Below are 12,195 nucleotides of genomic sequence, written 5' to 3' on the forward strand. Positions count from 1 at the left end.
TATGAGTTCGTTTTCCAAAGAGTCGTTCAGCCTGGAGTTTTTTCCACCGAGAGACCAGGCTGGGCGTGAGCGTCTGCTGAGTACGGCCAAGCAGTTGCAAATCATCAATCCGAGTTATGTCAGTGTGACGTTCGGTGCCGGTGGCTCCACCCGTGAAGGGACTGCAGAAACCGTGCGTCTTTTCTCCCGGATGGGTTACGAGGCCGCACCGCACTTATCATGCATTGGTGCCGACAGGGATAGCATCTGTCAAATTCTTGATGCCTATCGGGCCGAGGGCGTCAAACGCCTGGTTGCCCTGCGGGGTGATTTGCCTTCGGGAATGGGTGTGGTTAGCAGCGACTTGCGTCATGCCAGTGACCTGGTGAAACTGGTTCGCGAGCATTCCGGTGACTGGTTCCATATTGAAGTGGCCGCTTACCCAGAAATGCACCCGCAGGCACAGGGGTTTGAGCAGGATATTGAGCACTTTGTGCAAAAAGTCAGGGCAGGGGCCGATAGTGCCATCACCCAGTATTTTTTCAATCCCGATGCTTATTTCAGTTTTGTGGACAGCGTGCGTGCCAAGGGGGTGGATATTCCCATTGTGCCGGGTATCATGCCGATTACCAATCACACGCAGCTGGTTCGTTTTTCACAAATGTGCGGGGCTGAAATCCCGCGCTGGATCCGTCTGCGTCTGGCCGAGTTCGGTGATGACAGGCAGTCGATCCGCCAATTCGGGACAGAAGTGGTTACCCGGTTGTGCCAGGAGCTTATTGACAATGGTGCGCCAGGTATTCATTTCTATACGCTTAACAATGCGGAAGCCACGTTATCCATTTGGGAAAACCTGAGCTATTGATCCGGGTTGAGCATTGTCTCAGTGGTCCCGGCTGAAAGGCCGGTGCCACCGTCAATCATCATCAGCTTTGCCTGCTTGTAAATCCGGTTAGTGAGCGGGTACATGCAGGCCTGAGGGCGTCAGGATATAGTCAAGCGGGATATCATGTGGTTCGGGCGTATAGGGTATGGTAATTTCCCCTTCATCCCAGGCAACACCCATTTTAATGAAATCATGGCCTTTTTCGTGCAACCCTGCCAGGGTACGGTCATAATAGCCTTTACCGTAGCCAATCCGGTGCCCATCACGAGTGAAACCCAGGGTGGGTACCAGTATAATATCGGCAGGCAATGATTTTTCAGTCAATTGCGGTTCGGGTATATTGAATTTGCCGGGGTATAAGGGTGTTGTAGCCGTCCAGCGGTAAAACTCCAGGGCGCTGTCCGGTTTTGTGATGCGGGGCAGGCTAAGTTCATGGCCCTGCCGGTCGAGCTCGGTCAACAGGGGAATCAGGTCGGGTTCTTCTTTGATGGGCCAGAATCCGGCAATCCGGCAAGAAGACTGCGGGTGCTCCCGGGAGAACTGCCTGAACCATGTCATGAAATGCCGCCGTATTTGCCCGCTGTATTTTTCACGGATTGATGCTGACAATGCCTGGCGTGAAGTGGTCAGCCATTTGCGTATTTCCTGATTGTTCATGGGAGCGGTTCGGGTTATGTTCATAGGTACCGGTTTTGAGGATCAAAATGACAGAAAGTAATCATTCAAAAAAAACAAGAATAACATGTTGGGGCATTTTCAAGAAACAGGCCTCCCGTTGGCAGTTGGGCATGATTCCATTCCTGTTATTGTTAACCGCCTGTGCCGAAACGTCCACATCGGCCGCTGAAAAGAAAATCGAAGGCCAGCTTGCCCCATCGTTGAAATATTATGGCCCGCCAGCCCAAGTGCCTGCCGATGCACGTAATGCTGTCATATCGGCTTATGCGGCGATGCAGGCCAAAAACTGGGCGCTATTGCCGGCTCTTGCCCAGCAGGCTCGTGCCGATCAGGAACTGGGCGAGTACCCCATGTTCTGGTATTTGCGCAACCAAATCAGGAGCCGTTCCGAACCCATTCCTGCCGCTGACATTCTGGCTTTTCTTGAAAAAAGCCAGAACCCTTATTTGCATGAGCGCTTGAAAGCGGACTGGATACTGGAAGCCGCGCGCACCAGGGATTTTGCCACAGTTCGCAAACTGGGTAATGTGAACCTGGATAATGCACAGGTGGATTGCGCTGTTTTGCATGCCCGACATATGGGTAATGGGCGCGTCAGTGCCAGTCAGGCCATGGATGCCTTTCGTCCGGGAACCGCCTGCTGGGATATGATGGCGCAACTGTATGCGTCAAAAGTGCTGCAATGGGATCACATTCAGCCCCTGTTGCGTGATGACATTGAATATGACAATAAGGCAAATGCCCGCCGTTACGCTGCCATGCTGTTCAGCCCTGCGCAAATGAAGGACTATGATGCGTTCATGGTCAACCCAAAAGCCTGGCTGTCGGGACAAAGCGGCAAGGCACAAAGCCGTGAGCAGGAAGAATTAAGAACACTGGCGTTCAGCCGCCTGGCCAGACAGGACCGTGAGGACGGTTATGCCTTTTTGCAACGTACCGGCAATACACTGGTGTCAGCTGAAAACCGGCAATGGATCCTGACTCAGTTTGGCCTGGTTTCCGTCCTGAACCTGGAAGACCGGGCGGATCAATGGTACAGGCAGGCCGGAGAAGGTTTTCGTTTAAGCGAATACAATCATGCCTGGCGGGTGCGGGCGGCTTTGCGTCAACCCAATATAGACTGGCCATGGGTGGCCAAAGCTATTGGCATGATGCCTCCTGCACAACAGCAGGAGCCCGTCTGGATATACTGGAAAGCCAGGGCCTGGCAAGCCATGGGCAATACGTCGGCTGCCCGTAAGGGGTTTGAAACGGTGGCCAATGAGGATCATGGCTTCTACGGGCAACTGGCCACTGAAGCCCTGGGGCGCAAAATCATGTTGCCACCCCAGGCACCAGCGAGTACATCCGCCGAACTGGCGCATGTCAGGCAGAACCGGGGATTGCAGCGTGCCGTCAGCCTGTTTAATTTAGGCTGGCGCCCCGAAGCGGTTGCCGAATGGAACTTTGCCATCAAGGGACTGAATGACCGGGAGCTGATCGCGGCTGCCGAGTGGGCGGTGCAGGAAAATATTTATGACCGGGCCATTAATACTTCTTTATTGACGCAGGGCGATATCAATTTCAGGCAGCGGTTTCTGGCGCCCTTTGAGGGCAAGGTGGGTCAGCAGGCCCGGAATGTGGGGCTTGACCCTGCCTGGGTTTATGGTCTTATCCGGCAGGAATCCCGTTTTGTGCCGGTGGCCCGTTCACAGGTGGGTGCAGCTGGCTTGATGCAGGTCATGCCCGGTACGGCAAGAATGGTGGCCAAAAAAATTGGCATGTCCGATTTTTCAATGAGCGATGTGAATGAGTTTGATACCAACACACGGTTGGGTACTTCATACCTGAGCATGGTGAAAAGTGATCTTGGCAATTCCGAGATCTTGGCCACGGCGGGCTATAATGCCGGTCCGAACCGCTCCAAGCGCTGGCGTAGCAGTTTATCGGGGCCGGTGGAAGGCGCCATTTTTGCCGAAACCATTCCCTTTACTGAAACCCGGCTTTACGTCAAGCATGTCATGTCCAATGCCACCTGGTATGCCACCCTGTTTAGCGGGCAGCCGCAATCATTGGTGCAGCGCCTGGGCACGGTTACGCCTTAGTCATGACGGGAGCGGGTTCAAGTGAGCAGTACAAAAAACAATAGCCTGGAAGGCCTGGAGGTTTATATTGTGGGTGGTGCGGTACGAGACCGCCTGCTGGGCCTGCCCGAAGGCGACAAGGACTGGGTGGTGGTGGGGGCCGCCCCCGAAGACATGACTGCACGCGGATTCCTGCCTGTGGGGGGGGATTTTCCGGTATTTTTGCATCCGCAAACCAGGGAAGAATATGCGCTGGCCCGTACCGAAAGAAAATCCGGGCGCGGCTATCAGGGGTTCACGTTTTATACCGGCAAGGATGTCAGTCTTGAAGATGACCTGAAACGACGCGACCTGACCATCAATGCCATGGCGCAGGACCGGGAAGGGAATATTATTGACCCATTGAACGGCCAGGCGGATTTGCAGGCATGTGTATTCCGCCATGTGGGGGATGCCTTTATTGAAGATCCCGTCAGGATTTTACGGGTGGCCCGTTTTGCGGCACGGTTTACCCATTTCAGCCTGGCGGACGAGACGCGCCAGTTGTGTCGCCAGATGGTTGACAATGGCGAAGTGGATGCTCTGGTGCCGGAACGGGTCTGGAAAGAAATTTCCCGGGGCATGCTGTATGAAAAGCCGTCGAAAATGTTCAATATGCTGGCTGACGTGAGTGCCCTGCCCAGGGTGATGCCGCAGCTGGTATGGAACGGGCGGGTGGCGGGTTTGCTGGATGCCGCGCATGGCTGCGGCTTGCCCTTGCCGTCGCGTTATGCCATTTTGTGCCTGGATACGCCAGATATTGAAGCCTTGTCCCGGCACTTGCGGGTGCCTAATGATTGCCTTGATTATGCCCGATTGTTGCCACTGGTTTTGCTGGGGCTGCAAGCATGGCAGGCGCAGGAAAATGAACATGATCTGCAAAAGGCGGATGATATCGTTGTGCTCATTGAGCGTTGCGATGGCCTGCGTAAACCAGAACGTTTTATGGATTTGATACAGGCCGCGGCATGTGCCGGAAAAACCGGTTTCCCCTTGCCGGATACGGCAGCCATACAGCATGTTGACGTTCCCGTTGCTTTCTGGCGTATTTGCCTGGAGCGGGCAAAAGATATTGATGCCGGTGCCATTGCGCGGGAATACGCAGGGCAAGCGGCTCAAATAAAAGAGGCTGTCAGAAAGGTCCGTGTTGAATCGGTTTATGAGTATTTAATTCAATCTTAAAGCGTATGACGACGGTCGGCTCGTGTGAAACCAAGCAAATCTTCGCCAATATCAAAGCCAATCGCCAATACCTTGAACAGTTCCCCCATTTCCGCTTCGGAAACCAGTTTTTGTACCGGGGAAATTTCTTTGGCATAGCGTGCCACGTCTTGCGGGTCCAGTGCTGCCAGCAGGTCCATCAAGCCGCAATTAAGCAGGAAATTGGCCTGGGACGTATAGCCCAGTACTTCAAGGCCGCTATCCAGGGCGGCATCGGCCATGGCCGTAAAATCAACGTGGGCAGTAATGTCCTGAATACCGGGGTAAATTAAGGGGTTGCCGTGGGCATGATGGCGCAAGTGGCACATCAAAGTGCCCTGGCTGCGTTGTGGGTGATAGTATTCCTTTTGCGGAAAGCCGTAATCAATCAGAATGGCCACACCTTTCTTTAGCCAGTTCCCCATCTCATGAATCCAGGCCTCTGCCTGCAGGTTTACTTCAGAAGCATAAGCTGGAAAAACCGGCATGCGGGCAGTGATTTTTTCCACCATTGCCGCGTTCGCAGGCTGTTTAAGCCAGGTAAATTCCCCTGCCTCGTTCAGGGAGACATGTTTTTCCGCCAGGGAGCCGTCTTCCTGCCATTCAAACAGGTTGACGGGCATGGCATCCAGTACCTCATTGGCAATCACGCAGCCCTCAAAGTGTTTGGGCAGGGCATCAAGCCATTGCACCTGGCCGTTAAAATCAGCCAGTTTTTCCTGTTGCCGGCTTTTCAAATCGGCAGATAATTCAAGTATTAAATATTTGATAGCAGGGTTATTGAGCGTGGATAAAATATCATAAGCCAGCTTGCCCGTACCTGCGCCAAATTCAAGAATGGCGGTGGTGCCGCTTGCCTGCAGCACTTGCTTTATTTGCCTGCTTAACGTACGGGCAAACCAGGGGCTTAATTCAGGGGCGGTTGTGAAATCACCTGGTAGTCCCTGTGTTATGGCCTGATTCTGGTAATTGCCCAGCTTGGTATTGCCACTGGCGTAATAACCCAGGCCCGGTGCATACAGGGCTTCATGCATCCACACCTGGAACGGAATGCTGCCCTGTTGGCCAATCAGCTGTTTTAAATGGGTAGCCGTATGGGTGCTGTGCTCAAGGGAGACGGGGTCAATGTCAGGAAAATGGTTCTTGCGTGGGATATGGGACATGATGGTGGAATCAATAAAATAAGCTGACACTATTGTATATAAAACATGATGCAACAAAGCGCATTCCATGGCAGCGTTGTAATTGCGTGTTTGAAGGGCGATATTGTATTATTTGATTTTTCGCAAAGCTGCTTAGGTAGATAAGACTTATATTTTTATTTAAGATCTATAATAATAATCATTATCATTTACGATAATTGATCAACGGTGTTATTTTAATAGAGATTTTCTACATGAGAAGCCATACTTTTACCAAAATTTCCCTCAGTGTCCTGGCCGCTTTTTCCATGGCTGCCGTTAGCATACCCATGCTTGCCCAGGCACAAACCAAAGCGACAGCGCAAGTCCAGGCACAGCAAAAAATCGCCATTGAAGATGTCCTGCAAACCTATGCGGCGCAGGCCCAGCAGCTTTATGCCAACAGCGTGAAAGATCTTGAGGCGCTGCAAACGGCCATCAATGCTTTTGCCAGCCAGCCAAACCAGGCTACGCTGGACGCAGCCAAGGCGGCATGGCTGCAGTCACGTGAAAGTTACGGCCTGACAGAAATCTTCCGCCTGTCCGAAGGTCCGATTGATGCAGAAGAAGGTTGGGTGGCAGAAGCCTATGGGGCGCTTGAAGGCCAAATCAATGCCTGGCCCCTTGACGAGCACATGATTGATTACACGCTTGATGCCGATAACAAGCGTACCAGCGGCAATATCATTGATACTATTGGTAAATTCACACCGGGCGGCGAAGAAGCCGCAGAGGTGGATGTGACTGAAATCACCGTTGAAGCCATTACCGAGCTTAATGAAAATGGCGGAGAGGCCAATGTGGCATCCGGCTATCACGCTATTGAGTTTTTGTTGTGGGGCCAAGACCAGGATTACAACAATTTCCTTGAAGACAAAATTACCAAGGGTGCCAAAACGGCAGGGCAGCGCCCGTTAAGCGATTTCACCAGCGACCCGTTCGCCAAACGCCGTCTGGCTTACCTGCAGGCAGCCACCAACAAGTTATTGGCAGATGTCAAAACGGTAGCCGAAGCATGGGATAACAAAGTGGATGGCCATAAAGGTTTATACCGTGCCGCTTTCCTGTCAGCGCTAAGTGGTAATAATGCCGATAAAAACATTCCCGCTGAAACCGCCCTGCGCCAGGTGCTGGCAGGTATGGGGGTATTCATCAAATCAGAACTGGCTAACGAGCGCATTGCCGTGGCCGTGTTAACACCCAGCGAAGAAGACGAGCATTCCTGCTTTTCCGATAATACCCATCGGGATATCGTACGCAACTATGAGGGTTTCAAAGACGTATTGCTGGGGCAGCTTAATGGCAAAAAAATTGGCCCTGCGCCCTATGATGCCCTGGGCCAGGCAGAAAAACAAACCATTGACAATTTAATGGGCAAGATAGAACAGCGTCTTGAGAAAATGGATACCCTGGCAAAAACCAGCATGCATTTTGATTACCAGATTATGCCCGAGCATAAAGAAGAGTCAAAAAACATCGTTTCCATGAAAAACGACATGCGTAAACTGGGTGACCAGATGGTTCCGGTGGCATCGGCTTTTGATATCAAGTTAAGTGAAGAAGATGTCACTGATGCTGAAGAAACCCAAATTTAACGTGTATTGATTGATAAGGAACGGGTTGTGGCTGTGCAGATAAAGGGGCTGGTGTTGTTAATGGCTTGCGTTTTGGCCGGTGGCAGTCATGCCGGGGCCTTGTCTGGCATGGCCACCGCGGTTTCAGCCACACCGGCGGAACTATCCAGTGAAGAAGAACAGGACAGGCTGCTTATTGGCCGTTCCTTTTTTACTGTTCCCTGGGTAGCTGCACCTAGTGCCACCACCGCCCGTGACGGGCTTGGCCCCTTGTTTAACAGTAATACCTGTGCCAGTTGCCACCAGGCCAAGATGGCCGGGCATCTGCTGAATGACAAGCATGAGCAAAGCAGGGCTTTGGTGGTCAAGCTGTCGCAACCGCAAAAACATGCGCTGCGCGATAAAACCACCATTACGGTACCCGATCCGGTTTACGGTTCTCAAATTGCCATTAACGGGGTCAGTGGTGTTTTATATGAAGCCACGCCCGGGCTGGACATGCAGGTGAAAACCGTGGTTTTCCCCGACGGCACGGAAGTTGGTTTAAGCTGGCCGGTACCTTATCTGAAACGCTTGAATTACGGGCCTTTAAGCCCCGATACCCGTTTAAGTTTGCGGCTGGCCCCCATGCTTAACGGTACCGGCTTGATAGAGCAGATACCCGAACAGGCCATTCTGGCCGGTGCCGACCCCAATGACCGGAACCGGGATGGTATTTCGGGCAAAGCCAACTGGGTGTATGACCCTTTGCTGCAAGCCTTCAAACTGGGGCGCTTTGGCCATAAGGCAAGCCAGGCCAGTGTCATGATGCAAACGGCCGATGCCGCTGCCCACGATATGGGTTTAACCAACCCTTATTTTCCTGAAGAATTGTGTGGCAGTACCCAGACCGCCTGTTTGCAGGCACCGGCAGGCAGGCCGTCGGCAAGGGGGGAAACCCTTGATTTGCCCATGCACCGGCTGGAAGCCATCAGCTTTTATGTCAACCACCTGAACGGCTCGCCCAAACGAAGAAGTGATGTTTTGCCGCAAGCGCTGGCTGCGGGAAAGGCGCTGTTTCAGGCCGTTGGCTGTGTCCAATGCCATCGCCCCTCTTTTAAAACACAAAAGGGGCAAACCATTTACCCTTACAGTGATTTTTTATTGCACGACCTGGGGCCTGCGCTGGCCGATGCCCGCCCCGAGTTTGATGCACAACCCAATGAATGGCGTACCGCACCTTTATGGGGGAGCGCTGAAAAAGTCCGCCAGGGCTGGCGTTTTTTGCATGATGGCCGTGCCGCCAACCATCTTGAGGCCATTTTGTGGCATGACGCAGAGGCTGCGGCATCACGTCAGGCATTTATGCAGCTTAATGTCACAGAACGGGAACAACTTATCCAATTTCTGGAATCTTTATGAAAAAAGTCGCCGCCGTGCTTACCTTGTTCTGCACAAATCTTGCCTTTGCAGCCCCGGATATTTCCGGGCCGGTGGCTTCCGTGTATGACAGGGTGATCGTGCACAATGCCAACAATAGTGTGCAGGTATGCAATAATTTTAAAGTTAAGTTAAATGAAACAAAAGACGGTGCAGCTGCCGAGGCACTTGATACCGTTTTCAAACAATTGCTGCTGGCCTGGAAAAAGGTGGAAGCCAGCTATATGGCGGGTGAACTGGATCATGACTATCTGGATACCCCCCGTTTCATTGATGTGTTTCATAACAGCAATGAAGACTTAAGCGCCATTATGCAACGCCAGCTGGCTTCTTCCAGCCCGCCAGCCAAAGCATTGTTCAAGAATTCATTCAAAACGGTCAATGCCCTTGAGGCCGTGTTGTACGCCGATACGCAACTGTCTGCCCGTGAACTGTCGTTTGCAGCCGTGATGGCTGACAGCATTTGCGGGCATTTGCAGGATATTGCCACGGTCTACACCGACCAGCGCCACGCTTTGCTGGCCGACCCTGAAAAGGCGCTGGCCTTGTATACCCATGCCCTGTCCAACAGTATCTTTACCGGCAAAGAATGGCGCATTGCCGATCCGGCCGGTTTAAGCCGGAAATATAAAGACCAGCCCAATGCCAAACGTAGCGAGTATGCCTTAAGCGGGCACAGCCTGGCTGCCATTGAAGCGGTGTTTGAAGTGCATCAGGCCATGATGGGGCAGCAGGATTATGCCAACCTGGCTGACGTCATCAAAATGTACCAGGCCAATGAACTGGCAGAAGCCATCAATTTGACACTTGAGCAGATCATGCAACAGATTGGCCAGCTTGGGCAGCAGGCGTTTGCCTTCCAGCCCGATTTAACCCGTCCGCTCTATGACAGTGCCGGGCAGCTGTACCAACATTATTATGTCAGTCTGCTTAGTGCCCTGCCCATCGTGGGTAAAATTCTGGAAGCCGACGGAGACTGAGCATGCCATGGGATTATGTGCTTGAATCGGGGCAGCGCCTGTTCTGGCTTTACCTGCTTTCTTCGGCATTGATTGCGCTGTTGTTTACCGGTTTCAGGGTGATACGGCAACAGGGCTTTGCCATCCGGCAGTATTGGCTGCATCCCAGTGCCTTGCTTGATTACCGCTATTTTTTTGTCAGCTGGTTTATCAAGGTGTTTATGCTGGCCCCTTTGCTGTTGTCGGCCAAAAGTATTGCCTTATGGACATTCCAGCTGGCTTCCCCCTGGCTGTCGCGGCCGGATTGGCATCTTTCTTATGAATCACTGGCTTTGCTTTATACCGCCTGCCTGTTTGTGGCCAGTGACTTCTCCCGTTACTGGCTGCATCGTTGGCTGCATACCAATAAATGGTTATGGCAGTTTCACAAAGTACATCATAGTGCACCGGTGCTGAATCCGCTTACCTTTTACCGGGTGCACCCGGTAGAAAATTTCCTGTTTGGCTTGCGTTACGCGCTCAGTGCTGGTGTGGTGACCGGTTTGTTCATGACGCTGTTCGGGCCTCGTTTAAGCCTGATGACCATCATGGGTAGTAATGGTTTTATTTTTGTTTTTTCTTTGCTGGGCAGCAATTTACGGCACTCCCATGTGTTTCTGGGCTATCCGGCCTGGCTGGAACGTGTGTTTATTTCTCCGGCCCAACACCAGGTGCATCACTATAGCCGTTATGCCCGTTTCAATTATGGCGGCTATCTGGCGGTGTGGGACTGGCTGTTTGTCTCTTTAATGCCTTCGGGCAAGGCGCAGCGCAGTGACCGGTTTGGTTTTCAGGCGCAGCAAATGAATGACTATCGCACGATACCGCAACTGCTGTATGCGCCTTTTGTTTCCTGTTATCGTTTATTGGCTTATTATGCAAAAAAGAAAACTGTTATTGATCGCCGGGCTTCTGATGGGGGCGGCAGCCGCCACGGTGCCGCTGTGGCAAAACCGGGTGCTGGCACAATTACCGGCACCGGCAGACCATAATCCTGAAGAGGAGAAAATCGCCCTGGGCCGCCTGCTGTTTTTTGATGTGAACCTGTCAAAAAACCGGACCCAGAGCTGTGCCACCTGCCATGATCCGGCCCGGGCATTTAGCGATGGCAGAAGCAATGCCGGCAAGGGCATGGTGTCGCTGGGTGATGATGGCACTTCTTTTGGCAATCGCAATACGCCCACTGCCATGTATGCCAAGTATGCGCCCGATTTTCATTTCAACCAGAAAACCGGGCAGTATGTGGGCGGGCAGTTTCTGGATGGCCGTGCCAACGATCTGGCGGCACAATCAGGGCAGCCACCGCTGAATCCGGTGGAAATGAATATGCCCAGTGTGGGCAGTATTATTGAGCGGCTTAAAAACAATCAATACTATCTTGATAATTTCCGTCGCGTTTATGGGGAACAGGTCTGGGATAGCGAGGAAACCGCCTACGAGGCCATGATGCAGTCACTGGCGGCCTTTGAACGTACCAGCCAGTTTGCGCCTTTCAATTCAAAGTATGATAAATACCTGCGGGGCGAGTATGAGATGACGGTGCTGGAAGACTTGGGCCGTACCCTGTTTTTTTCCAACCAAAATGTGAATTGTTCGGTATGCCATAAGCTGCGTGCCGAAGATGCGCCTTTTGAAACCTTCAGCAATTACGAATATCACAATATTGGGGTGCCCCGTAATGAAGATGTGGTGGCTTTGAATAAGCTGGCACAGGATTTTGCCGATCATGGTTTGCTGGAGAACCCGCTGGTAAGCGATGAGGCCATGAAGGGCAAGTTCAAGGTGCCTACCTTGCGTAATATTGCCATTACCGGCCCGTATATGCATAACGGGGTGTTTAAGGATTTGCGTACGGTGGTGCTGTTTTATGACAAGTTCAATAATCCAGAACGCAGTGTTAATCCTGAAACGGGGCAAGTCTGGGCTGAGGCCGAGGTGCCTGAAACCGTGAATTTGAAGGATTTGCGGGCCAATGTGTTAAGCGATCGCAAGGTAGATGCCCTGGTGGCGTTCATGAAGTTGCTGACCGATGAGCAGTATGAACATTTGCTGGAGGCGGAAGAAGCGGGGAAATAATAGGTTGCGTTACGGGTGAGGGATGGTGTCTGGTTTCTTCTGTGGAAGCGGAACAATCATTCAGCTTTGCTCCGACGCCGCTGCGCGCCGAAGTCGCTGCGT

10 protein-coding genes are annotated in these 12,195 nt (G+C 52.3%); 8 read left to right on the forward strand and 2 right to left on the reverse strand.

The window, feature by feature from the left end; genetic code table 11:
- The first annotated feature begins 1 nt into the window (after window position 1).
- A complete protein-coding gene (metF, locus tag HCX92_RS01815) occupies window positions 2–844 on the forward strand; it encodes a methylenetetrahydrofolate reductase [NAD(P)H] (protein ID WP_169293218.1) in 843 nt (280 codons plus the stop codon).
- A gap of 87 nt (window positions 845–931) precedes the next feature.
- On the opposite strand, the gene HCX92_RS01820 is transcribed toward metF, so the two are convergent.
- A complete protein-coding gene (locus tag HCX92_RS01820; protein ID WP_169293219.1) occupies window positions 932–1,546 on the reverse strand; it encodes a 5-formyltetrahydrofolate cyclo-ligase in 615 nt (204 codons plus the stop codon).
- Window positions 1,547–1,569: 23 nt separating this feature from the next.
- Between HCX92_RS01820 and HCX92_RS01825 the strand changes: the two genes are divergently transcribed.
- On the forward strand, window positions 1,570–3,627 hold the full coding sequence (locus tag HCX92_RS01825; RefSeq protein WP_169293220.1) for a lytic transglycosylase domain-containing protein: 2,058 nt from the start codon (window positions 1,570–1,572) through the stop codon (window positions 3,625–3,627).
- A 21-nt stretch (window positions 3,628–3,648) separates the two neighbouring features.
- Entirely contained in the window at window positions 3,649–4,827 is a 1,179-nt protein-coding gene (locus HCX92_RS01830) for a hypothetical protein (RefSeq protein WP_169293221.1), read from the forward strand.
- On the opposite strand, the gene HCX92_RS01835 is transcribed toward HCX92_RS01830, so the two are convergent.
- Window positions 4,824–6,008, reverse strand: a complete 1,185-nt coding sequence (locus HCX92_RS01835) for a class I SAM-dependent methyltransferase (protein ID WP_169293222.1) — start codon at window positions 6,006–6,008, stop codon at window positions 4,824–4,826. The genes HCX92_RS01830 and HCX92_RS01835 overlap by 4 nt on opposite strands.
- A 233-nt stretch (window positions 6,009–6,241) precedes the next feature.
- Between HCX92_RS01835 and HCX92_RS01840 the strand changes: the two genes are divergently transcribed.
- Genes HCX92_RS01840 through HCX92_RS01860 form a run of 5 tightly spaced genes read left to right on the forward strand, consistent with a single transcriptional unit; the run spans window position 6,242 to window position 12,093 of the window.
- Entirely contained in the window at window positions 6,242–7,621 is a 1,380-nt protein-coding gene (locus tag HCX92_RS01840; protein ID WP_169293223.1) for an imelysin family protein, read from the forward strand.
- Window positions 7,622–7,648: 27 nt separating this feature from the next.
- Window positions 7,649–9,001, forward strand: a complete 1,353-nt coding sequence (locus HCX92_RS01845; protein WP_169293224.1) for a di-heme oxidoredictase family protein — start codon at window positions 7,649–7,651, stop codon at window positions 8,999–9,001.
- The gene (locus tag HCX92_RS01850; protein WP_169293225.1) at window positions 8,998–9,999 is read left to right on the forward strand and encodes an imelysin family protein; all 1,002 of its coding nucleotides are present in this window, start codon (window positions 8,998–9,000) and stop codon (window positions 9,997–9,999) included. Before HCX92_RS01845 ends, HCX92_RS01850 begins: the two co-directional genes overlap by 4 nt.
- A gap of 2 nt (window positions 10,000–10,001) precedes the next feature.
- The gene (locus HCX92_RS01855) at window positions 10,002–11,009 is read left to right on the forward strand and encodes a sterol desaturase family protein (protein ID WP_169293226.1); all 1,008 of its coding nucleotides are present in this window, start codon (window positions 10,002–10,004) and stop codon (window positions 11,007–11,009) included.
- Window positions 10,894–12,093, forward strand: a complete 1,200-nt coding sequence (locus tag HCX92_RS01860) for a cytochrome-c peroxidase (RefSeq protein WP_248289973.1) — start codon at window positions 10,894–10,896, stop codon at window positions 12,091–12,093. The genes HCX92_RS01855 and HCX92_RS01860 overlap by 116 nt, the downstream gene beginning before the upstream one ends.
- The last annotated feature ends 102 nt before the right edge of the window (window positions 12,094–12,195 follow it).

The sequence above is a fragment of the Advenella sp. EE-W14 genome, from assembly GCF_012923605.1.
GTDB lineage: Bacteria > Pseudomonadota > Gammaproteobacteria > Burkholderiales > Burkholderiaceae_B > Advenella > Advenella alkanexedens.